The organism is Microbacterium sp. CFBP 8801, from assembly GCF_014839455.1.
In the GTDB taxonomy this organism is placed as follows: domain Bacteria; phylum Actinomycetota; class Actinomycetes; order Actinomycetales; family Microbacteriaceae; genus Microbacterium.
Window position 1 is genome coordinate 41,355 of the sequence record NZ_JACYNU010000011.1, and the last position, 20,596, is coordinate 61,950.

Annotated in this window: 22 protein-coding genes; 6 read left to right on the top strand and 16 right to left on the bottom strand. The window is 69.7% G+C overall.

Annotation, left to right across the window (positions count from 1 at the left end; all coding sequences use genetic code 11):
• Nucleotides 1-10: 10 nt before the first annotated feature.
• The 6 genes from treY to IFR11_RS12770 form a co-directional block, all read right to left on the bottom strand.
• The gene (gene treY, locus IFR11_RS12745) at nucleotides 11-2,416 is read right to left on the bottom strand and encodes a malto-oligosyltrehalose synthase (protein ID WP_191916412.1); all 2,406 of its coding nucleotides are present in this window, start codon (nucleotides 2,414-2,416) and stop codon (nucleotides 11-13) included.
• A gap of 5 nt (nucleotides 2,417-2,421) precedes the next feature.
• Complete coding sequence (gene glgX / locus IFR11_RS12750; protein ID WP_342030300.1) at nucleotides 2,422-4,644, bottom strand: glycogen debranching protein GlgX; 2,223 nt, start codon at nucleotides 4,642-4,644, stop codon at nucleotides 2,422-2,424.
• A gap of 79 nt (nucleotides 4,645-4,723) precedes the next feature.
• Nucleotides 4,724-5,212, bottom strand: coding sequence for a glutaminase (locus IFR11_RS12755; protein WP_191916394.1), 489 nt, complete (start codon nucleotides 5,210-5,212; stop codon nucleotides 4,724-4,726).
• Nucleotides 5,209-6,060 (bottom strand): transposase, encoded by an 852-nt coding sequence (locus tag IFR11_RS12760; RefSeq protein ID WP_191916395.1) that lies wholly within the window; start codon nucleotides 6,058-6,060, stop codon nucleotides 5,209-5,211. Before IFR11_RS12760 ends, IFR11_RS12755 begins: the two co-directional genes overlap by 4 nt.
• A 21-nt stretch (nucleotides 6,061-6,081) precedes the next feature.
• Nucleotides 6,082-6,759, bottom strand: a complete 678-nt coding sequence (locus IFR11_RS12765) for a GTP pyrophosphokinase (protein WP_055833460.1) — start codon at nucleotides 6,757-6,759, stop codon at nucleotides 6,082-6,084.
• A 43-nt stretch (nucleotides 6,760-6,802) separates the two neighbouring features.
• Entirely contained in the window at nucleotides 6,803-6,943 is a 141-nt protein-coding gene (locus tag IFR11_RS12770; protein ID WP_156458694.1) for a hypothetical protein, read from the bottom strand.
• Between the two features lie 116 nt (nucleotides 6,944-7,059).
• Between IFR11_RS12770 and IFR11_RS12775 the strand changes: the two genes are divergently transcribed.
• Nucleotides 7,060-7,398 (top strand): DUF7882 family protein, encoded by a 339-nt coding sequence (locus IFR11_RS12775; protein WP_055833458.1) that lies wholly within the window; start codon nucleotides 7,060-7,062, stop codon nucleotides 7,396-7,398.
• Nucleotides 7,399-7,438: 40 nt separating this feature from the next.
• On the opposite strand, the gene IFR11_RS12780 is transcribed toward IFR11_RS12775, so the two are convergent.
• Nucleotides 7,439-7,756: a DUF7882 family protein gene (locus IFR11_RS12780; protein WP_055833454.1), complete on the bottom strand. Its 318-nt coding sequence runs from the start codon at nucleotides 7,754-7,756 to the stop codon at nucleotides 7,439-7,441.
• Nucleotides 7,757-7,868: 112 nt separating this feature from the next.
• On the opposite strand from IFR11_RS12780, the gene IFR11_RS12785 reads away from it, so the two are divergent.
• Nucleotides 7,869-8,180: a DUF7882 family protein gene (locus IFR11_RS12785; protein ID WP_055833451.1), complete on the top strand. Its 312-nt coding sequence runs from the start codon at nucleotides 7,869-7,871 to the stop codon at nucleotides 8,178-8,180.
• A 63-nt stretch (nucleotides 8,181-8,243) separates the two neighbouring features.
• Here the strand turns inward: IFR11_RS12785 and IFR11_RS12790 are convergent, their stop codons facing one another.
• Nucleotides 8,244-8,771: a MarR family transcriptional regulator gene (locus IFR11_RS12790; protein WP_191916396.1), complete on the bottom strand. Its 528-nt coding sequence runs from the start codon at nucleotides 8,769-8,771 to the stop codon at nucleotides 8,244-8,246.
• Between the two features lie 135 nt (nucleotides 8,772-8,906).
• Here IFR11_RS12790 and IFR11_RS12795 point away from each other — a divergent pair, with 135 nt between their 5' ends.
• On the top strand, nucleotides 8,907-9,395 hold the full coding sequence (locus IFR11_RS12795; RefSeq protein WP_191916397.1) for a MarR family winged helix-turn-helix transcriptional regulator: 489 nt from the start codon (nucleotides 8,907-8,909) through the stop codon (nucleotides 9,393-9,395).
• 40 nt (nucleotides 9,396-9,435) lie between these two features.
• Here the strand turns inward: IFR11_RS12795 and IFR11_RS12800 are convergent, their stop codons facing one another.
• On the bottom strand, nucleotides 9,436-9,675 hold the full coding sequence (locus IFR11_RS12800; protein ID WP_191916398.1) for a DUF3072 domain-containing protein: 240 nt from the start codon (nucleotides 9,673-9,675) through the stop codon (nucleotides 9,436-9,438).
• 79 nt (nucleotides 9,676-9,754) lie between these two features.
• Here IFR11_RS12800 and IFR11_RS12805 point away from each other — a divergent pair, with 79 nt between their 5' ends.
• Nucleotides 9,755-10,720, top strand: a complete 966-nt coding sequence (locus IFR11_RS12805) for an alpha/beta fold hydrolase (RefSeq protein WP_191916399.1) — start codon at nucleotides 9,755-9,757, stop codon at nucleotides 10,718-10,720.
• Nucleotides 10,721-10,819: 99 nt separating this feature from the next.
• Entirely contained in the window at nucleotides 10,820-11,923 is a 1,104-nt protein-coding gene (locus tag IFR11_RS12810; RefSeq protein WP_191916400.1) for an FUSC family protein, read from the top strand.
• Between the two features lie 117 nt (nucleotides 11,924-12,040).
• On the opposite strand, the gene IFR11_RS12815 is transcribed toward IFR11_RS12810, so the two are convergent.
• From IFR11_RS12815 to IFR11_RS12835, 5 genes are all read right to left on the bottom strand, one after another.
• The gene (locus IFR11_RS12815) at nucleotides 12,041-13,294 is read right to left on the bottom strand and encodes an ADP-dependent glucokinase/phosphofructokinase (protein WP_342030301.1); all 1,254 of its coding nucleotides are present in this window, start codon (nucleotides 13,292-13,294) and stop codon (nucleotides 12,041-12,043) included.
• Between the two features lie 7 nt (nucleotides 13,295-13,301).
• Entirely contained in the window at nucleotides 13,302-14,165 is an 864-nt protein-coding gene (locus IFR11_RS12820) for a ketose-bisphosphate aldolase (RefSeq protein WP_055833435.1), read from the bottom strand.
• A gap of 33 nt (nucleotides 14,166-14,198) precedes the next feature.
• On the bottom strand, nucleotides 14,199-15,071 hold the full coding sequence (locus IFR11_RS12825; RefSeq protein ID WP_235561568.1) for a carbohydrate ABC transporter permease: 873 nt from the start codon (nucleotides 15,069-15,071) through the stop codon (nucleotides 14,199-14,201).
• A 1-nt stretch (nucleotide 15,072) separates the two neighbouring features.
• Complete coding sequence (locus tag IFR11_RS12830) at nucleotides 15,073-16,002, bottom strand: carbohydrate ABC transporter permease (protein ID WP_055935870.1); 930 nt, start codon at nucleotides 16,000-16,002, stop codon at nucleotides 15,073-15,075.
• A 73-nt stretch (nucleotides 16,003-16,075) separates the two neighbouring features.
• The gene (locus IFR11_RS12835; protein WP_055833430.1) at nucleotides 16,076-17,368 is read right to left on the bottom strand and encodes an ABC transporter substrate-binding protein; all 1,293 of its coding nucleotides are present in this window, start codon (nucleotides 17,366-17,368) and stop codon (nucleotides 16,076-16,078) included.
• Nucleotides 17,369-17,601: 233 nt separating this feature from the next.
• Between IFR11_RS12835 and IFR11_RS12840 the strand changes: the two genes are divergently transcribed.
• Entirely contained in the window at nucleotides 17,602-18,408 is an 807-nt protein-coding gene (locus tag IFR11_RS12840; protein ID WP_055833427.1) for a DeoR/GlpR family DNA-binding transcription regulator, read from the top strand.
• A 34-nt stretch (nucleotides 18,409-18,442) separates the two neighbouring features.
• On the opposite strand, the gene IFR11_RS12845 is transcribed toward IFR11_RS12840, so the two are convergent.
• Nucleotides 18,443-19,543: a PQQ-dependent sugar dehydrogenase gene (locus IFR11_RS12845; RefSeq protein ID WP_191916401.1), complete on the bottom strand. Its 1,101-nt coding sequence runs from the start codon at nucleotides 19,541-19,543 to the stop codon at nucleotides 18,443-18,445.
• Nucleotides 19,540-20,562: a zinc-dependent alcohol dehydrogenase family protein gene (locus IFR11_RS12850; RefSeq protein ID WP_191916402.1), complete on the bottom strand. Its 1,023-nt coding sequence runs from the start codon at nucleotides 20,560-20,562 to the stop codon at nucleotides 19,540-19,542. Before IFR11_RS12850 ends, IFR11_RS12845 begins: the two co-directional genes overlap by 4 nt.
• Between the last annotated feature and the right edge of the window lie 34 nt (nucleotides 20,563-20,596).

The window sequence follows — 20,596 nt, forward strand, 5'->3', positions numbered from 1 at the left end:
ACGCGCAAGGTCAGCAGACCAGGAGGGCGACGGGGTACGTCGCGAGCAGGGCCGACAGAGGGGTGGGGCCGCCGGGGAACTCGCGGCCGGTCAGCACGTCGGTGACCGGCGTCTCGGGCAGCAGCAGCACGGTGTCGCCCCAGCCCCCGCGCTCGGCCAGGCCCCACGGCAGACGGGTCGCCACGGCGAACACCCCGCCGCGGTCCAGGGCGACGACGTGATCGGATGCCACTCCCGCAGCCTCGAGCGCCCGGTACACGTCGAGGGGCTTCTCGCGCCGCACGCGCAGGGCGCGCGAGGTCACGAGCAGCTTGGCCGCGCCCGTCTCATCGACCGCGGGGCTTGCGGCACCCTCGGCGTCGATCGAGGCGAGCAGTCGGCGACGCTCGGCGAAGTCCACCGCGCGGCGGTTGTCGGGGTCGACGAGCGACTGCTCCCACAACTCCGAGCCCTGGTACACGTCGGGCACACCCGCGCCGAGGAGCTGCAGCAGCTTGGCCGAGAGGCCGTTCGACCAGCCCGCGGCCGAGATCTCGTCGACGAACGCGCGCACGCGGTCGGCAGCGCGACCGGTGGCCGCGTCGACCACGGCGTGCATGCGCTCCTCGAAGGCCTCGTCCTGCTCCCACCAGCCGGTGACCTCCGACGCCTCGCGCGCGGCCTTCTCGGCGTACGCGTGCAAACGCTCGCGGTACTCCGACAGCCCGTGACGCGTGGACGCCGTGGCGGGCCACGCTCCGACGATGGCCTGCCACAGCAGGGCATCGAAGGGCCCGTGCCCGGTCGAGGCGATGCCGCGGAACTCCTCGAGCACCTCGGCCCAGCGCTCGGGGATCTCGGCGAGCACCGCGATGCGGGCACGCGTGTCCTCGCCGCGCTTGGTGTCGTGGGTCGAGAGCGTCGTCATCGCGGTCGGCCACGAGGCGTGCCGCGCGGCCTGCGCCGCGTGGAAGCCGTCGACGTCGAGCGAGAACTGCCCGGGGTCGCCGCCCACCTCGGTGAGCGAGCCGAGACGCGTGAAGCGGTAGAACGCCGTGTCTTCGACGCCCTTCGCCATCACGGGCCCGGTGGTCTGCTGGAAACGCCAGGCGATCTCGAGCGCGGTGTCGGCGAGCGCGGGCACGAGCTTCTCGATCACGTCCCCCAGCTCGGGGCGACGCACCTCGGCCTCGCCCGCGGCGGCGTCGAGGTGCGCGCGACCGGCGGGGAGGTACGAGCGGTAGGTCGGGAAGCACGCGAGGATCTCGGCCAGGGCGTCCTGCAGCACCTCGACCTCGAACTCCTCGCGGAGCGACGCGGGAAGGCCGCGCACGATCCGGCGGATCTCCGACACCTGGATGGAGTCGGCGATCTTGCGCTTGGTGTCGTGGATGAGGTCGTGCCAGCCGGTCAGCGGTGCGAGATCGCTGGCGGCGCGCAGTCGCGCGTCGAGCGCGTCGAGCGCCGCCTCTCCGGCGGGGTCGGTGAGCACGCGGTCGATCTCGGCGAGGGCGTCGTATCCGGTGGTCCCGGCCGTCTTCCACCACGAGGGCAGGGCTTCGCCGTGCTCGAGGATCTTCTCCACGAGCACGTACCCGGCATCCGGGCCGCCGGCCTCGGTGAGAGCGGTCGCGAGCTGGTCGAGGTAACCGCCCGGGTCGACGAGACCGTCGGGGTGGTCCACGCGCAGGCCGTCGGCGAGGCCCTCGCGCACCCAGCGGAGGATCTCGGCGTGGGTCGCCTGGAACACCTCGGGCCGTTCGACGCGCACGCCCGCGAGGGTCGTGACGGCGAAGAAACGGCGGTAGTTGAGTTCGGCCGCCTCGTCCTGCCAGAACCGCAGCTCGAAGTTCTGCGCGTCGAGCAGCGCCTCGATGGCATCGCGCGAGCCCGAGGCCGCGGCATCCGTCCCCGTTCCCGGTGCGACCGGGAAGGCGTGGTCGTAGTACCGGATGAGCCCGTCGGGTGCGTCGTCGGCCGGCGTGGGGTCGTACGAGATCTCATCGATGACGGCGTCGAGGTGGTCGCCGAGCACCGGCACCCGCACCTTGCCGCCACCGAACTCCCAGTCGATGTCGAAGGCGGTCGCGTGCGCCGAGGCGCGCCCCTGACGCAGCACGTCCCACCACCAGGCGTTCGAGCGCGGCTCCGAGACGCCCATGTGGTTGGGGACGATGTCGATCAGGATGCCGAGCCCTTCGGCGCGCGCCGCGGCGGCGAAGCGGTCGAGACCCTCCGCGCCTCCGCGGGCGGGATCGACGCGCGTGACGTCGACGACGTCGTAGCCGTGGTCGGAGCCGGGGGTGGCCTCGAGGATCGGCGAGAGGTACGCCCACGAGACCCCGAGGTCACGGAGATATCCCGTGACCTCGGCGGCGTCGTCGAGGGTGAACGATTCGCGGATCTGCAGGCGGTAGGTCGAAAGCGGATGCCGCATGTCGCTCACAGCTCCGGCTTGGGTGCTTGACCTGGCAGGTCGTCGTTGCCGATGACCTGGATCTGCGCCGTGAGCGAGGCCGCGACCGAGTGGTCGATCTCGGGCTCGGGAAGGTGGTGCTCGCGCAGCACCATGAGCGACTTGGGCTCCAGCGGCAGCGTCTCGCCGGGGCTCAGCGGCTCGGTGTTGGCCCGCTCGCCCGCCGTGTCGACGTAGGCGTCCCACTTGGGGGCGTACTCGAAGTCGGGAAGCCGGAAGTCGACTTTGTCGTCACCCGCGTTGAAGAGCACGAGGAAGTGGTCGTCGCTGATCGACTCGCCGCGACGGTCGCGCTCGCGGATCCCCTGGCCGTTGAGGAACACGCCGACCGCGAGCCCGAAGCCGTTGTCCCAGTCCTCGGGCTGCATGAGTGAGCCGTCAGGACGCAGCCACACCACGTCGGGGATGGGAGCGCCTTCCTCCATCTTCACGGGGCGGCCGTCGAAGAACCGGCTGCGTCGGAAGGTGGGGTGCTGCTTACGCAGACGCGCGAGGGCGGCGGTGAACTCGATGAGCGGGGTGTCGATGTTCGACCAGTCCACCCACGTGATCTCGTTGTCCTGGGCGTACCCGTTGTTGTTGCCGCCCTGCGTGCGACCGAGCTCGTCGCCGTGCAGCAGCATGGGCACACCCTGGCTCAGCAGAAGCGTCGCGATGAAGTTGCGCTGCTGCTGCGCGCGACGCTTCAACACATCGGGGTCGTCGGTCGACCCCTCGACACCCATGTTGCTCGAGCGGTTGTGCGATTCGCCGTCGTTGTTGTCTTCGCCGTTGGCGTCGTTGTGCTTCTCGTTGTACGACACGAGGTCGCGGAGCGTGAAGCCGTCGTGCGCGGTGACGAAGTTGATGGACGCCACCGGGAACCGACCGGAGTGCTCGTACAGGTCGGCCGAACCGGTGAGGCGCGAGGCGAACTCCGCGAGGGCCTGCGGCTCGCCGCGCCAGAAGTCGCGGACGGTGTCGCGGTACTTGCCGTTCCACTCGGTCCACTGGGGCGGGAAGTTCCCGACCTGGTACCCGCCGGGGCCCACGTCCCACGGCTCGGCGATCAGCTTGACCTGCGAGACCACCGGATCCTGCTGCACGAGCTCGAAGAAGGTGGCGAGCTTGTCGACCTCGTAGAACTCGCGAGCGAGGGTCGAGGCGAGGTCGAAGCGGAAGCCGTCGACGTGCATCTCGAGTACCCAGTAGCGCAGCGAGTCCATGATCAGCTGCAGCGTGTGGGGGTTGCCCACGTTCATGCTGTTGCCGGTGCCGGTGTAGTCGGTGTAGTAGCGCTTGTCGTCGTCTTCGAGGCGGTAGTAGGCCTCGTTGTCGATGCCGCGCATCGAGAGGGTGGGGCCCATGTGGTTGCCCTCGGCGGTGTGGTTGTAGACCACGTCGAGGATGACCTCGATGCCCGCCGCGTGCAGTGCCTTGACCATGGCCTTGAACTCCTGCACCTGCTGACCGTGGTCACCGGTCGAGGAGTAGGTGTTCTGCGGAGCGAGGAACGCGATTGTGTTGTAGCCCCAGTAGTTCGACAGACCCTTCTCTTCCAGAGTGGAGTCGTTGACGAACTGGTGCACCGGCATGAGCCCGATGGCGGTGATGCCGAGCTTCTTCAGGTGGTCGATGACGGCCGGGTGGGCGATGCCGGCGTAGGTGCCGCGCAGTTCCTCGGGCACGTCGGGGTGCAGCTGGGTGAGACCGCGCACGTGGGCCTCGTAGATGAAGCTCTCGGCGTACGGGATCTTGGGCTGGCGATCGCCCGACCAGTCGAAGAACGGGTTGACGACCACGCCCTTCATCATGTGCGGGGCGGAGTCCTCGTCGTTGAACGAGTCGGGGTCGCCGAACTCGTAGCTGAAGACCGGCTGGCCCCAGTCGATCTGCCCCTCGACGGCTTTGGCGTACGGGTCGAGCAGGAGCTTGCTCGCGTTGTAGCGCTTGCCGCTGGCCGGGTCGTACTCCCCGTGCACGCGGTAGCCGTACCGCTGTCCGGGCTGGATGTTGGGGAGGTAGCCGTGCCACACGAACGCGTCGACGTCCACGAGCTCGAAGCGCGTCTCCGTTCCGTCTTCTTCGAAGAAGCAGAGCTCGACGCGCTCCGCTCCTTCACTGAACAGGGCGAAGTTCGTCCCGTTACCGTCGTAAGTGGCCCCGAGGGGATAACTGGATCCTGGCCATACCTGCTGCACGTCGCTCACGATAGACCAGCGTCGCTCGCGGAACAGACCGGGGACGCGAGAGTTGACACCCGGCGAACCCCCGACTATGCGCGGGGCGTCACGCGCGCTCAGGTGGATGACGCAGCAGCTCGATGCGCTCCTCGAGGTATCGGGCGAGCGGCTGGTATCCCCCGGCCGCGCTCCAGCGCACGAGCGCCTCTCCCCCGCGGACGGCGAGGGGGCTCGATGCCGCGTCGAGGGCGGCGAGGTCGATGGGGTGCCACCCGATGTGCACCGTCTCGCCCTCGGGTACTCCGCCGCGCGCCGCCGCCGCCGACAGCTCGGCGCGGCGGCGTTGCGATTCGGCGGCGAAACCGCGGCGCACCTCTTCGTGCGAGCGCACGATGTCGCCCGTGGCGAGCACGCCGTCGTCGATCACGAGCAGCACCCCGAGGTGCCACGCCGTCCCGCGCTGCGCGATGCGCGCCGCACGCGGGATGCCGAGCAACCGCCGCCCCTCCTGCAGTTCGCCGATGCGCTCGCGCGGGGCGTCGGTCAGGCGCCGACGCGCGGCGTCGAGGATCGCCGTCACCGTGGACTCGCTCATGCGCCCTCTCCGTCATCGCTCGCAGCTTCCGCCCGTTCGAGCGCTCGGGCCGCCGACCGAGCGGTCTCGACGGCCGAGGCGCGCTCGCCCTCACGCGCATCGACCGCGGCGGCCGCGGCCGCGGCGTCGGCCTCCGCCCGCTCGAGGTCGGCGCGCAGCGCGTCGACCCGCTCGTTCGCCCGATCGGCCTTCTCTCGCGCCGAGGCCAGCCGCTTGTCAGCACCGGCCAGGTCACGATCGGCCTCGGCGCGCGCACGCTCGGCTTCGCGCACGGCCCGCTCGGCGGCTTTGCGCGCGCGTCGGGCCGCGAGATCGTCGCGCGGACCGGCGGCGGGCACCACGCCGGGGACCGACCCGGCGACCGCGGCCCCCAGGGCATCGGACTCGAGATCGGCCAGGTCGACGGGCGCCACGAGCCGTCCCGTCAGTACGGCCGCCGCGACCGTGGAATCGACGACGGCGGCGTTGATGGTCTTCTGCACCGCGTCGATCATCGCGCCGCTCAGCGGCGTGCCCTCCGCGGCGGCGAGCTCTCCCGCGCGCCGGGCGAGGGCGGTGACGAGCTGACGCCGCTGACGTCCGAGGCGGGCGAGCTCCGCGGCATCCAGGTCGTCCTGCGCCTCGTGCAGAGCGCGGGAGAGCTCCACGGCCTCGCCCAGCTGCCCGTCGCGCACGAGCAGGTTGACCGCCCACGCGGCGACCGTGGGCTTGCGCAGGTGCGCGATGCGGCGACCGACCGGTCCCGCCACGTCGGCGGCTCGCGCATTACGGGCCGCGGTGAATCGCGCGGGCGGCAGGACGAGCAGTTCGGCTGCGACCTCGTCGAGGAGGCCGGCGTCGTCGCTCATCGTTCCATTCTGACGGGCTCGTCAGAGCGAGACCACCCCCGGCTGCGCTCCGCGGATCTCGCGGTGCAGCCGTTCCATGCGCGCGTCGAGCTCGGCCGCGGTGTCGGCGGCGTTCTTCAGCTCGGCGAGCAGATCGTCGGGCACGAGTCGGTCGTACTTGTAGTAGATCTTGTGCTCGAGGCTGGCCCAGAAGTCCATCGCGATGGTGCGGAACTGCACCTCGACGGGAACGTCGACCCGGCCGGTCGAGAGGTACACGGGCACCTCGACGATCACGTGCAGACTCTTGTAGCCGTTGGCCTTGGGCTCGGCGATGTAGTCCTTCACCTCGCGCACGGTGATGTCGTCCTGCCGGGTGAGCAGGTCGGACAAGCGGTAGGCGTCATCGACGAAGCTGCAGGTGATGCGGATGCCGGCGATGTCGGTGATCGCTGCGCGGATCGAGTCGAAGTCGGTCTCGACGCCCTTGCGCCGCACCTTGTCGACCAGGCTGTCGGGTGACTTCACCCGGCTCGACACGTGCTCGATCGGGTTGTAGGCGTGCATCTCCTGGAACTCTTCGCGCAGGATCGAGATCTTTGTCTCGACCTCGGCCAGCCCGAAGCGGTACTCCATGAGGAACCGTTGGAAATCGTCCCTCAGGGCTCGCAACGCCGCACCCGAGACGGTGATCTGCTGTTCGTCCAGCGAGTCCGTCATGACCTCGACGTTATCCAGCGCGCCTACGAGGGCCCTGGGAGCATCAGCGGCGTGGCGGCTCCGAGGCGCGGGGGACGAGCTCGCCGTCGATGACGTCGATGCCGATGAGTCCGTCGAAGACGTGGGGGAGATCGTCGGATTCGTCGCCGGGTTCCGGGTGCCAAGGCGTGGGGGGATGAGTCATGGCGCCCTCCTTCCGTGAAGGTCCCACGATCTCAGGGGCACCCCGTCCCGTCCGGCGGTCTTGACACCGGGCAATCCTCGGCGTATCCGGCGAGACCCTCGCGTATCGTGGGCCGCATGGGGACCATTCATTACGGCGGAAGCGGCACGATCGTCCACATCGAGGATCGCGCGCTCGCGCATCTCAAGGTCGTGATCTCGACGAAGCTCCGTCGTGGCGAGAGCTTCACGCTCTCGTGGCGTCACCGCGACGACGAGGAGCGCGGCCGCAGCACGCTGTGGCTGCACCCGGCCATTCCCTTGCGCTTCGTCTTCGACGAGGCGGAACCCACGATGCTGAGTCGCGAGTGGATCGAGCGGCTGGCCGAATCGGCGAACTCCTCGGGCGGCATCATGCTCGTCGCCGAAGACATCGCGCCGTCCGCCGAGGCCGACGCCTCGTCATCGGCGCACTGAACGCGCCCGACCCGCGGCACTCTCGGCGCCGCGCCGACGATCAGCCCTCTTCGACGCCCGCGTCTTCGCTGGGCTCGGGCGTGATGGCCAGGCCGTTGGGTCCGGATGCCGCGAGCATGAGGTCTTCGACCCACACGCGGTTGATGCGGGGCTGACGGCTCCCGTAGAAGTGGAACTGGATGGGCACCGACGGGTGCATCCAGAAGCTGCGGCGGCCACTGCCGTCACCGACCTCGACGTCGAACATGAACGATTCCGAGCGGCGCAGCTTGTTCATCACGACGATGCGCAGGTGTGCGAGCGTGCGGTCATCGATGTCGACGGCGTTCGCGACGGTGTCGTAGATGAATCTGCCCATGCGTCCGAGCCTAGCCGAGGAACGCAGAGCGGCATCCGCCATCCGGTGCCACGGCGCGGGGCGGTGAGGCAACCCCGACGGGCTCCACGCTCCACACGACTAGCGTGAGCGTGTGGGAACGCTTTACTACGGAGACGCCGCGACACCGATCGACATCGAGGATCGCGCGCTCGCGCACCTCAAGGTGGTCATCGCCACCAAGCTCCGCCGTGGCGAGAGCTTCACGCTGTCGTGGACGCACGGTCCGGGGCAGGACGTGGGTCGCAGCACGGTGTGGCTGCACCCGTCGATCCCCCTGCGCTTCGTCTTCGACGAGCCGGAGCCGGCGTTGCTGAGCCGCGCGTGGGTCGAAGACCTGGCGAACTCCGCGAACTCCTCGGGCGGCCTCCTGCTGGTGCCCGAGCCGGAGCACCCGGGGTCCTGACCCGGACCGGCGGACTGCCGCCCGGATGCCCCGAGCGTCACCCCGCTGACGTCGGTCGGCGACTCACCGCTCGGAGTCGACCGGTTCCGGGTGCGGATCGACCTGGTCGACGGCATCCTGCAGGCGGCCGAGGCACGCGATGACCGCGGCGCTCTCTTCCGGCGTCATGTCGACGACGGCGCTCATCATGCGGGAGTGCATCGTCCCGAGCGTCGCGCGCACCTCGTCGTCGCTGGCCGCGGTAGCGACGATGAAGATGCTGCGCCGGTCGGTGGGGTGGGGCGTGCGGGTGACGTGGCCGGACTTCTCGAGACGGTCGACGATGGCGGTCGTCGACGCCGTCGAGACACCGAGGTACCGCGTCAGCTCACTCGGTGAGACCTGACGCTGTTGGCCCTTGGCCCGCAGCAGGTAGCGCAGCACGAGGAGCTCGTTCTCGCCCATCGACATCGACTCGCGGGTGCGTCGGCGCATCGCCACCTCGGCGGCGCGGTACACGCGGAACGCCTGCAGCACCTCGATGGCGCGTCGGCGACGATCCTCGTCCGCGGCGCCGTACCAATAGCGCGTTTCGCCCGAGTCGTTCTCCACCTGGGCATCCTATGACAGGGAAACGCCCAGCCCCCTGCCCCTGCGCGAGGCGGACAGCTACCATGGTTAGTAGCGAGGCTGTCTACTTGATCGGCCTCGGAGACACTAGGCCGCCGAGAGATCGCGGGAGGCGAGATGGAAGACACCACGTCGGCAGACGACGTCGTCAAGGCCCTCACCGACCTCACCGAGTCCGGGGTCGCCTCCGAGCGGGCCGCACTCCAGTCGCTCGGCATCGGCCCCAACGACGCCAAGGTGCTGCGGTTCCTGCTGCAGCGCGACACCGACGACGCCCCCGTCACCCCGCGCCTGCTGGCCGAGATGCTGGGCATCTCGTCGGCGGCGACCACCGCCCTCATCGATCGACTGGCCGAGGCCGGATGGGTGGAGCGCGGACCGTACCCGGGCGACCGCCGTTCGATCGTCGTGCGCGAGACCATCGACGCCGACTCCCCCGCCCGCCGCGTGCTGGCGGTGCGCCACTCCTCGGCCTCCGCGGCCGCCGGGCGTCTGGGTGCCGCCGAGCGGCGCATCGTGGCCGACTTCCTCGACGACATCGCCCGCGGTGAGACGCACGACATCGACGAGCTGCGGCTCCACGACAAAGCGTCCCGCACGACCTGACCAGCAGGTCGGACGGGACGCCCGGGTCGCGAGGCGACCGTCAGTTCTGGGAGCGGCCGGTCTCGGCCTGCAGACGCTCGATCTGCTCCGACGCCTCGGCCTTGTTCAGGTCGGCGGGGATCTCCTCGCCGGCTTCGCGTGCCAGCGTGTCGAGGTAGCTGCGCTGCGGGGCGGTCATCGGCTCGTCGCCGGTGACCCAGTCCGAGGGGTCCTTCTCGGCGGGGTTGTCGCTGTCGCGGACGGCACCCAGGGTCTCTTCTTCTCGGGAGGAATCGCTCATGAGTCGAGGCTAGGCCGACGCGGTCGACACGGCCCCCGGGATTGACAGAGCGTCCAGGCGAGTACGGCATCCTGGATCGATGCCCCGCGACCCGAGACCCGCCGACGTCCAGGTCGAGACCTATCGGCGCGGCGACGCGCGAACCAGGGTCACCCGCGTATCCAGCGGGGCCACGACGGGGCGCTCGTTCGTGCTCGTGGCCGGCATCGGGGTGGCATCGACGTACTTCGAGTTCCTCGCACCGCTGCTCGCGAACGAGGGCGACGTCTTCGCCCTCGACCTGCCGGGCTTCGGCGGGGTCCCCGCGTCGGGGGAGCAGCCCACCGCCTCCTTCTTCGCCGACCAGGTCGAGGGGGTGCTCGACCACTACGACCTCGACGACCCCGTGCTCATCGGGCACTCGATGGGCACGCAGGTGGTCACCGAAGTGCTCGCGCGGCGGCCTGACCTCTCGCACGCGGTGCTCGTGAGTCCCGTCGTCGACGAGAGCGAGGCCCACGCCCTCACCCAAGCGGTGCGTTTCGTGCAGTCGACGCTGCGCGAGTCCGTGCACATCGCGTTGCTGGCGGTGTCGGCCTACCTGTTGTGCGGGTTCCTCTACTTCTTCGAGACGTTGCCGCACATGCTGCGCTACCGCATCTCGGACCGCATCGGTGCGGCTCACGCGACCCTGCTGCTCGTGCGCGGCGAGTTCGACCGCCCCTCGCCGCGCCGGCTGCATTCGCGTCTGGTCGCCCGCGCCCGCTCCGCGCGCCGGTGGGAGATCGAGGGGGCCGCGCACTGCGTCGTGAACAGTCACGCCGTCGGCGTCGCCGACCTGGTCGTGCGGCACGTGCGCGACGAGCTGGCGGCGAAGGGCCGGATGCCGGCGGCCGACGCCGTGGTTCCCCCGGCCTCGCACGCCGACGTGCGCATGGTGCTCGGCGCCATGGCCAGCCGCGCCGCCGAGTGGGTCAGCGCGGCACGCAAGGACGAGACGGGCGTGGAGAAGGCCAAGGCGCGCCACACCCGGGTGCTGTGGGAGGCCTACCGCCCGCGCCGCTGAGCGGTACCTCGCCCGCCGCCCCACGGCAACCCCCGCGACCGCGCGTCGCGCCGCCCGCAGGATGGGTTCGGTGTCGACTCGCCCGCGCACTCATCGCTCATGAGATTGTCCCCGTCCCTCGATCCGCGACGGTGGTGGTCCGACGCGGTCACCCCCGACCGCCTCCTGCTGGCCGCCAAGACCGCTGCGGCGGCCGCCCTCGCCTGGTATCTCGCGCCCCTCGTGCCCTTCGCGCAGAGCGAGTACTCGTACTACGCCCCGCTGGGCGTGCTCGTCAGCATGTACCCCACCGTCGCCCGCTCCGCCTCGAGCGGGGTGCAGGCGGTCGTCGGTCTCGCGCTGGGCATCGGGCTGGGCCTCGCGAGCCTCGCCGTGGTGGGAACGGGCCTGCCGCGCATCGTGGCGGTCGCGGTCGTCATCCTCATCGGCGTGCTGCTGGCCGGCGTGCGCGCGCTCGGCGTCGGCCGCGACTGGGTGGCCATCGCGGGACTCTTCGTGCTGCTGCTGGGCGGCGCCGACCCCGACGGCTACTCGTCGTCGTACCTGATGACAATGGCCTTCGGCGTCGTGGTCGGCGTGGTGGTGAACCTCGTGGTGGTGCCCCCGCTGCGGGTGCAGCGGGCCGACGACCGGCTGGGCCACCTGCGCGATGCTCTCGGCGACGCCCTGCGCGCGATCGCCGATTCGCTCGCCGGTCACGCCTTCGACCCCGCCGCCGCCGACGCGGCCTCGGAGGGTCTCACCGGCACCCTCGCCGACGTGAAAGAAGAGGTCGAGCTCGCCGACGAGAGTCGCCGGTACAACCCCCGCGGCCGGCGCCTGCAGGCTCCGCGTGACCTGAACCGCCGCCGCCTCGACGCCCTCACCGGCATCGCCGACGCCACCCGCGAGCTGGCGGCCGCCCTCGGCCGCCTGACCGCCGGACCCGACGTCGACACGCGCCTGCCCCCGGACGCCCGGCGCGCGCTCGCCCAGGCGATCGAGAGCGTGTCGCACCTGGCCGTCACTCCGCCCGACCCGCAGAGCACGGGCCCGCAGCTGCACGAGGCCGAGACGGCGCTCACGGGGTACACCGATCGCCTGCGTGAGCTCGCGGCCGACGAGGAGCCCCTCGACGCGTGGGAGGCGGCGGTGAGCCTGCGCCGCGTGATCGCCGCGTGCGGCCCCTTCTCCGACCCCGACGCCGACACCGCGACGCGCTGACGGGGGCCTCGCTCGTCATGCTGTGCGTGACGAGCGGAGGGTGAGGGACGAGCGGAGGGTGAGGGACGAGCGGAGGGTGTTGCAGCGCCCAAGACGGTGCGCGCTCGTCCGCCCCGGTCAGGGCGCGGTCGCCGCCGCGTCGAGCGCACGCTCCAGGGCAGCCCCCGTCGCCGTGCGTGCCGCGGCCGGCACGGCGGCCAGGAATCCGCCGACGAACGTGTCGCCCAGGCCGATCGTGGTGGGGTGGGCGGTGTCGACGACGAACGCGGGCACGCCGATGGCCCCCAGTCGCTCGCGGAGCGCTGCCACCACAGCCGCCCCACCCGCGTGGCGGGGAAGACGGGCGGTCTCGTCGAGGTCGGCGGCCGTGCAGGCATCGCCGAGCCGGTACCGGGTCGCGGCGGTGCGCACCGCACTGTCGAGACCCGCGAGGTGCGCGGCGGCCGCGGGACCCACGGCGATCGCCCAGTACTTCGTGTGCACCACCAGAGTGCGCGCGGGAATGAGGCCGTGGACCTCGGCGAGCGCGGCAGCCACGTCGTCGGGTGAGAGCAGGTCGACGGGGCGGGCGAGGTACTCCTGCAGCTCGTCCTCGTTCATGCCGTACACGTCGATGCGATCGAGCAGGCGGGCGCGCACGAGGGCAGACAGTTCCCGCTGGTAGAAGCCCGCGTCCTCGTAGTACACGAGGGCGTCGGCGGGCAGCTGGCCCATCGCCGCATCGAGGTCGTCGAGCCGACGCGCGAGCAGGTCGGCATCCTGCATGGTGTTGAAGCCCGAGATCAGGAACGCCGCGGCTCCCTCGAGCACCTCACCAAGTCCCTCGGCGATCGCCATCTCGCGGTTGGGGGCGTCGTTGGCGAAGATCAGGCGATTGGATGCCGGAGCGGTCACCGCCGCGTCCGCGAGGTGCACGGTCGTCCCCTCGGGGTACTGGACGATCAGGTGCGGGTCGAGGGTGTCGCGCGTCGCCGACGACACCACCCGCATCGAGGCCGGCAGCAGGCGCCGCACGTTGTCGTCGATGCTCACGAGGTGCTGCACGGTGGGGACGCCGATGCGATCGAGTGCGATGCCCGCGCGCACGCCCGTGCCGCCGAGGGTGATCTCCTTGTCGAAGTGGGCCGCGAACTGCCCGACGATCCGCGACGACAGGACGAAGCGCTCGCCTCCCCCGCCGGTGGCGAGGAAGGCGAGCACCGTGATCACGAGCGAGCGCTCGTCGATGATCGGCGTCGTGGTGGTCAGCTCATCTCGACGGATGCCGTGCTCCTGCGCGAGCGCGGAGAGCACCGCGGCATCCCATCGGATCTCGTAGTCGACGGTGCCGCCGAGTCCGAGGACGAGGTCTTCTGCCATGACGTCGGTCACCGTCCGATCAGTACAGGTCGGCCTTGCCGGCGGCGCCGAACAGGTCGATCTTCTCCGCCGCGGTGATCTTCATCGCGGCGATGGGCTCGGGCTGGATCGCGTTGGGCTCGCGCAGGCGCCGGTCGGTGCCGAGGATCTCGCGCATGCGGTCGTGGTAGGCCACCTTGATGTCGCTGGAGATGTTGATCTTGTTCACGCCCAGCTCGACCGCACGGCGAAGCTCCGCATCCGGGTTGCTCGAGCCGCCGTGCAGCACGAGGGGAATACCGACCGCGGCCTTGATCTGCTCGAGCAGGTCGTGACGCAGTTCAGGGCTCTTCTCGGCCGGGTACAGCCCGTGAGAGGTGCCGATCGCGATCGCGAGGCTGTCGACACCGGTCTGCTCGACGAAGCGCACCGCGTCGTCGACGTTGGTGTAGATGATCTCGGCGGCGCCGGATTCTCCGTAGCTGTCGTTCGCGCCGATCGTGCCGAGCTCGCCCTCGACCTGCACGCCCACGGCGTGCGCGGCCTCGACGACCTTGCGGGTGAGGGCGACGTTCTGCTCGAAGGGCTCGAGCGAGGCGTCGATCATCACCGAGGTGAAGCCCGACTGGATCGCGACGATCATCTGCTCGTAGGTTCCGCCGTGGTCCCAGTGGATGGCGACGGGCACGCTCGAGCGGTGCGCGCGGGAGCGCATCGCGGCGATCAGGTCGGTCGTGATGTGCGAGACCTCGTCGGGGTGGATGGCGATGATGACCGGAGCGGACTTCTCTTCGCTGATGTCCATGATCCCGGTGAACATCGACCAGTCGCTGATGTTGAAGGCCGGGATGGCGAAGCTGTGGGCGTTCGCCACGTCGAGGATGGACTTGCCGGTGTAGAGCACGGAGATTCTCCTTGTTGGGTGGGGTCGGGTGGCTTAGCTCTTCACCGAGCCGGCCGTCAGGCCGCTGATGAAGAAACGCTGGAAGAACAGGAAGAGCAGCAGCACGGGGATCGAGCCGAGGATGCTCATCGCCATGATCTGGTTCCACTCGTACGAGTGCTGTCCCATGAGCAACTGGATGCCGATCGGCACCGTGCGCATGTCGATGGTGCGCGTGAGGGTCAGCGCGAAGAGGAACTCGTTCCACGCGATCATGAACGTGTAGATGCCCACCGAGACGATCCCGGGGATCGAGATCGGCACGAGCACGCGCCAGAGGGCGGTGAAGGATCCGGCCCCGTCGACGCGGACGGCCTCGTCGAGCTCCTTCGGCAGGGTGTTGAAGTACCCGGTCATCATGATGATCGCGTAGGGCAGCGTGAACACCATGTAGGTGAAGATGAGGCCCGGATAGGTGTTGTACAGCCCCAGTCCCACCATGAGCCCGAAGTACGGGATGAGCAGGGTGATGGGCGGCACGGCCTGGACGCTGACGATGATGACGTTGACGATGCGCTTGCCGCGGAACTCGAAGCGGCTGAAGGCGTACGCGGCCTGGATCGCCACCAGGAGCGTGAGGATCGTCACGGCTCCCGCGACGACGTAGCTGTTGATGAAGAAGCGCACCGTCTCGGGGTTGGTGAAGATCGAGATGTACGCGTCGAACGAGAACGTCTCGGTGATCAGGCGCGGCGGGAGCTCGAAGATCTGCGTGTTCGACTTGAACGAACTCGACAGCATCCACAGCACCGGTCCCGCGGCGAAGACCGCACCGAGGAGGAGGCCGATGAACACGCCGGTCTGGGCGAACCGGCGGCGTGCGACGGTGCTCATGGCGCGCGGGCGCGCGGGGGTGGTCAGGGCCATGTCAGTCCCTCGCCTTCTGCTGGCGGACGTAGAGCACCGCGATGATCATCGACATCGCCAGGACCAGCACCGCCGAGGTGGAGGCCATCGAGAAGTCGTACTTCGCGAATGCGAGCTTGTAGGTGTAGGTGCTGAGCATCTCGGTGACGTCGATCGGACCGCCGCCCGTGGTCAGCCAGATGAGGGCGAACTGCTGCGACGTCCAGATCAGGTCGAGCAGCACGAGGCTGACGATGATGGGGCGCAGCTGCGGGATGGTGACGTTCCAGAACCGCTGAGCGGGGCTGGCACCGTCGACGGTCGCCGCCTCGTACAGGTCGCTCGGAATCCCCTGGAGTCCCGCGAGCAGGCTCACCATGAAGAAGGGGTAGCCGGCCCAGATGTTGATGAAGGTCACCGTGCCGAGCGCGAGCGACGGAGAGGCGAGCCACTCGATGTCGGTGTTCAGCAGGAAGTTCACGATGCCGTTCGGCGAGAGCAGCATGCGCCAGAGCACGGCGATGACGGCGACGGTGAACAGCCACGGCAGCACGTACAGGCCGCGGAAGATCGCCCGGGGGATCGCGCCGATGAGCCGGCTGTTCAGCAGCATCGCGAACGAGAGTCCGAGCACGAGGTGTGCGGCGACGCTGGTGAGGGTGAAGAAGAGGGTGTTGCCGGTCGCCTTCCAGAAGCCCGGGTCGGTGAGGATCGCGACGTAGTTGTCGACGCCCACGACCTCGGGACTCTTGTTCAGGATGACGTTGTCTTGGAACGAGTAGCCGATCACCATGACGATCGGGACGATCATCAGGACGAACAGCAGGATCAGGGTCGGCGACAGGAACGCGTAGGCCTCGCCGGCCTTGCGGAGTTGGCGGGTGCGGCGCGAGAGCGGTCGTCCGGTGACGATCACCTCGGTGTCGGGGGGTGTGAGGGTGCGCATGGTCATGATGTGCGGCTTTCGCTGAGCGGGATGCCGCACCGTGCGTGGGGGCGGTGCGGCATCCCGGTTCGGGGTCGGATCAGAACTCCGACGTCCATTCGTCCTGCGTCTTCTTCAGCGCGTCGCTCATCGACTGCTGACCGTCCAGAGCCGACTGGAACTGGGTGCCGAACTGGCGCATGAGTTCCTCGGCGACGGGGAGGCCCGTGAACTCGTTGGCGGGGTAGCCGGCCTTGTAGATGTCGAAGGCCGTCTTGAACAGCGCGTCGTCTTCGACGAAGGTCGGCACGCTCTCGGTGTTGCCGGGGAAGGCCTTGGCCATCGTCGACAGCTCGCTGTTGACGTCGGTGCCCATCAGGAACTGCACGAGCTTGAACGCGGCGTCCTTGTGCTCGGAGTTCTCGGCGACGCCGATCCCCCACGAGGCGTAGGGGATGCCCCGCTCACCGGTGAAGCCGTCTTCGGCGGGGATCGCCGAGATCGAGAAGGTCAGGTCGGGGTTGGACTCGCGGATGAGGTTGATGTGCGCGAGCGAGTCGATCATCATGCCGACGCGTCCGTTGGTGAACTCCTCGACCTTGTCCTGCTCCTTCATCGTGAACGAGCCGGGGGCGATGACCCCGTCCTTCCACAGCTGCTGGATGTAGTCGGTGGCCGAGGTGACGTCGGCGTTGGTGAGGTCGGGCTGCCCGTCCTTCAGCATCGAGCCGCCCGAGGCCCAGGCCCACGACATGACGTCGTTCTGCACGCCGTTGGGGGCTTCGAGCGAGAGCGGAAGCACCCACCCCGAGACGTCGCCGCCGAGCGCCGAGATCTTCTTGGCCGCGTCGGCGAACTCGGAGCGCGTCGACGGCGGTGCGCTGACACCCGCCTCCGCGAGGATGCCGTCGTTCGTGAACATCGGGTACACGAAGTTCACGACGGGGATCATGTACGTGCTGCCGTCGACCTGGATCTGGCTGGCCAGCTGGCTGTCGTCGTAGCCCGAGTCGCTCATGAGCTTCGTCAGGTCGGCGATGACGCCCTGCTTGGCGAAGTCGCTCACCCACGCGCCGTCGAGACCGACGACGTCGGGCATGGTGCCGGAGGCGGCTCCGGCGAAGAGCTGCTCCTTGGTCGACGCGTACGGGCCGCTGACCAGGTCGACCTTGATGCCCGGGTTCTCCTGCTCGAACTGGTCCATGAGGCCACGGAACTGGCCGTCTCCCAGCTCGGGCTCCCACCACTGGGCGAATTCGATCGTGACGTCTCCGTCTGCCGAGGTGGCGGCGCCGTTCGACGAGCACCCCGCCATGGCCAGGAGGGTCGAGGCCGCTGCTGCGACACCGACGAGCTTGATGGCGTTCCGACGCCGGCGCCCGCTGTTGTCCATCGTTTCTCCTCATTGAGATTTGCTGTATTTAGCGCTGTTGTGCGCGTTATTGCTGCTTTCAGCACGAGTATGCGCTCACCTGCGGGGTCGGTCAAGCGTTCGATGCAGATTCGTGACAATTGCCGCATCGAACTGCGCGACAAGCAGCAAAAAACGCGGCTTTACTGCGTTTCCATGCCGTTTTCACACAACGAGTGCCGATTCGGTTGCCGCTCTGTGCTAGAGATGACGGCATGGACGCAGCCACAGCCACGACGAAGAGGCGACTGCCCGCGGGACGCAAGGCCGAGCTGGCCGCCTACGTCGCCGAGTCGGGTCAGGTCACGGTCGTCGATCTCGCCTCGCATTTCGGCGTCTCGATCGACACGGTGCGCCGCGACCTCGATCAGCTCGACCGCGAAGGCATCGTCGTCCGCACGCACGGCGGTGCCGTCAGCGCGATGTCGGTTCCCGGCCGCGACCGGGGCCTCGACGTGCGACTGCAGATGCAGATCTCCGAGAAGGAACGCATCGCCACGCTGGCCGCCGACCTCATCGAGGACGGCTCGGTGCTGGTGCTGAACGCCGGCACCACCACGCTCGCCGTCGCCCGCGCCCTGCGCAACCACCGCAACCTGACCATCGCGACGAACAACCTGCGCATCCCCGCCGAGATCTCCCCCAGCGTCTTCCGCGACCTCTTCCTCTTCGGCGGAGCGGTGCGCACCATCACGCAGGCGACGACGGGGCCGGTGACCCTCGCGATGAACTCGCACACCCCCGAGGTCGAGATCCGCTGCGACTACGCGCTCATCGCGGTGGGCGCGGTCGACGCCTCGGGCTTCTCGACCAGCAACCTCGGCGACGCCACGATGATGAGCGAGATGATCCAGCGCGCCGATCGCACGGCGATCCTCGCCGACTCCTCCAAGCTCGACCGGCGCCTGTTCGCCCAGGTCGCCCCGCTCGAGAAGGCCGACTACCTCATCACCGACGCGCCGCCCTCTCCCGACCTCGCGGCGGCGTTGGCCGACGCGGGGGTCACGGTACTGACGCCGTAGGGCGCGCTCCGACTCCGGTGACCGGACGAGCCGCTCAGCCCGCCGTCAGCGGCACCCGCAGCACGGCGTCGTCGCCGCCCCCGCCGCGGTCGGTGTTGCTCGTGACGATCCAGAGCGATCCGTCGGGAGCGAGCACCGCGTCGCGCAGGCGACCGAACTCCCCGACGAAGAACTCCCGTGCGCTCGTGGGGTCGGCGGTGGGGACCACCCGCAGGCGCTGGCCCCGCAGGTTCGCGATGAGCACCGAGCCGTCGACGACCGCGAGACCGCTGGGGCTGGCATCCACCGGCGCCCACTGCTGCACGGGATCGACGAACCGGTCGTCGCCGCCGGCGCCCTCCACCTCGGGCCAGCCGTAGTTCGCGCCGGGCTCGATGACGTTGAGCTCGTCCCAGGTGTTCTGTCCGAACTCCGACGAGAACAGCGTGCCCTCGGCATCCCATCCGAGGCCCTGCGGGTTGCGGTGCCCCATGCTCCACACCGGCGAGCCGGCGACGGGGTTGTCCGCGGGAACGTCACCCTCGGGCGTCACGCGCAGGATCTTGCCGCCGAGCGACTCCGGGTCCTGCGCCGCGTCGGGGTCGCCGGCATCGCCCGCGGTGACGTAGAGCATGCCGTCGGGACCGAAGGCGAGGCGGCCTCCGTTGTGGGTGTTCGCGGAGGGGATGCCGTCCACCACCGTCTGAGCGGCCCCCAGGGCGAAGGAACCGGCCGAGCCCTCGAGCGCGAAGCGTGAGACGCGGTTGCCGTCGGGGGTGGTCACGTAGGCGTAGAGCATGCCGTCGGCGTGCGCGATGCCGAGCAGCCCGCCCTCGCCGCGCGCCGCCAGGTCGGGCACCTCCCCCACCACGCGGGTGTCGTCGCCCACGATCTCGAGGATCTCGCCGGTGTCGCGCTGGCTGACGAGGGCGGTGTCCCCGACGAAGGCCACCGACCAGGGGGTGGTGAATCCGGATGCCACGACCTCGGGCCCCCCGTCGGGGACGACGAACCCCGGGGTTCCGGTCGTCGGGGTCGACGCGGGCGTCGCCGCGGGGGACGCGGTCCTCTCCCCCGTGCAGCCGGCGAGCACGATCAGTGCGAGAGCGAGGCCCGCCGCCGCCCCCGCACGACGTTCCCGCGTCGCGGTGGTCATGGGATCGTCAGCAGCACTTTGGTGGCGCGACGCTCGTCCATGGCCTTGTACCCCTCGGCCGCCTCTTCGAGCGGAAGGGTCAGGTCGAAGACGGCGCCGGGATCGATCTCGCGGTCCCAGATGAGCTGGATGAGCTCGGGGAGGAACCGCCGCACGGGAGCGGGACCGCCGTGCAGGTGCACGGCCGAGCGGAACAGCTCCTGACCCTCGAGGGTCACGTCGTGCGAGACGCCGACGAAGCCGACGTGACCACCCGCGCGCGTGGAGCGGACGGCCTGTTCCATCGACTGCTGCGTGCCGACGGCCTCGATCACCGAGTGCGCGCCGAGGCCGCCGGTGAGCTCCTTCACCCGGGCGATGCCCTCGTCTCCGCGCTCCTCGACGATGTCGGTCGCACCGAACCGACGGGCGAGCTCCTGCCGATCGGCGTGCCGCGACATCGCGATGATGCGCTCGGCGCCGAGCTGCTTCGCGGCCAGGATGCCGAGCAGTCCCACCGCTCCATCGCCGACGACGGCGACGGTCTTGCCGGGGCCGACCTCGGCCGCCACCGCGGCGAACCAGCCGGTGCCCAGCACGTCGCTCGCGGCCAGGAGCGAGGGGATGAGGTCGTCGTCGGGCTGACCGGGGGTGGCGACGAGCGTGCCGTCGGCGTGCGGGATGCGCGCGAACTCGGCCTGGGTGCCCACGCGCCCCATCGGCACGACGTGCACGCAGCGCGACTGGTAGCCCGCCTGGCAGATCTCGCACGTGTTGTCGGAGGCCATGAACGACCCGACGACGAAGTCGCCGACCGCGACGTTCTTCACCTCGGAGCCGATCTCGGTGACGACGCCGACGTACTCGTGGCCCATGGGCGTGGCATCCACGTCGTCGGATCCGCGGTACGGCCAGAGGTCGGAGCCGCAGATGCAGGAGGCGGCCAGGCGGATGACGGCGTCCGTCGGTTCTTCGATGACCGGGTCGACGCGGTCCTCGACGCGCACATCTCCGGCGGCGTGCATGATGACTCCCCGCATGGCGGTTCCTCTCGATCGGAAGGTTCGACTTCCG

What these genes read in the sequence shown, in the direction of transcription:
- treY (WP_191916412.1), bottom strand. Translation starts at nt 2,416, where the DNA reads ATGCGGCATCCGCTTTCGACCTACCGCCTGCAGATCCGCGAATCGTTC.
- IFR11_RS12755 (WP_191916394.1), bottom strand. Translation starts at nt 5,212, where the DNA reads ATGAGCGAGTCCACGGTGACGGCGATCCTCGACGCCGCGCGTCGGCGC.
- IFR11_RS12760 (WP_191916395.1), bottom strand. Translation starts at nt 6,060, where the DNA reads ATGAGCGACGACGCCGGCCTCCTCGACGAGGTCGCAGCCGAACTGCTC.
- IFR11_RS12765 (WP_055833460.1), bottom strand. Translation starts at nt 6,759, where the DNA reads ATGACGGACTCGCTGGACGAACAGCAGATCACCGTCTCGGGTGCGGCG.
- IFR11_RS12770 (WP_156458694.1), bottom strand. Translation starts at nt 6,943, where the DNA reads ATGACTCATCCCCCCACGCCTTGGCACCCGGAACCCGGCGACGAATCC.
- IFR11_RS12775 (WP_055833458.1), top strand. Translation starts at nt 7,060, where the DNA reads ATGGGGACCATTCATTACGGCGGAAGCGGCACGATCGTCCACATCGAG.
- IFR11_RS12780 (WP_055833454.1), bottom strand. Translation starts at nt 7,756, where the DNA reads ATGGGCAGATTCATCTACGACACCGTCGCGAACGCCGTCGACATCGAT.
- IFR11_RS12795 (WP_191916397.1), top strand. Translation starts at nt 8,907, where the DNA reads ATGGAAGACACCACGTCGGCAGACGACGTCGTCAAGGCCCTCACCGAC.
- IFR11_RS12800 (WP_191916398.1), bottom strand. Translation starts at nt 9,675, where the DNA reads ATGAGCGATTCCTCCCGAGAAGAAGAGACCCTGGGTGCCGTCCGCGAC.
- IFR11_RS12805 (WP_191916399.1), top strand. Translation starts at nt 9,755, where the DNA reads ATGCCCCGCGACCCGAGACCCGCCGACGTCCAGGTCGAGACCTATCGG.
- IFR11_RS12810 (WP_191916400.1), top strand. Translation starts at nt 10,820, where the DNA reads ATGAGATTGTCCCCGTCCCTCGATCCGCGACGGTGGTGGTCCGACGCG.
- IFR11_RS12825 (WP_235561568.1), bottom strand. Translation starts at nt 15,071, where the DNA reads ATGGCCCTGACCACCCCCGCGCGCCCGCGCGCCATGAGCACCGTCGCA.
- IFR11_RS12830 (WP_055935870.1), bottom strand. Translation starts at nt 16,002, where the DNA reads ATGACCATGCGCACCCTCACACCCCCCGACACCGAGGTGATCGTCACC.
- IFR11_RS12835 (WP_055833430.1), bottom strand. Translation starts at nt 17,368, where the DNA reads ATGGACAACAGCGGGCGCCGGCGTCGGAACGCCATCAAGCTCGTCGGT.
- IFR11_RS12840 (WP_055833427.1), top strand. Translation starts at nt 17,602, where the DNA reads ATGGACGCAGCCACAGCCACGACGAAGAGGCGACTGCCCGCGGGACGC.
- IFR11_RS12845 (WP_191916401.1), bottom strand. Translation starts at nt 19,543, where the DNA reads ATGACCACCGCGACGCGGGAACGTCGTGCGGGGGCGGCGGCGGGCCTC.
- IFR11_RS12850 (WP_191916402.1), bottom strand. Translation starts at nt 20,562, where the DNA reads ATGCGGGGAGTCATCATGCACGCCGCCGGAGATGTGCGCGTCGAGGAC.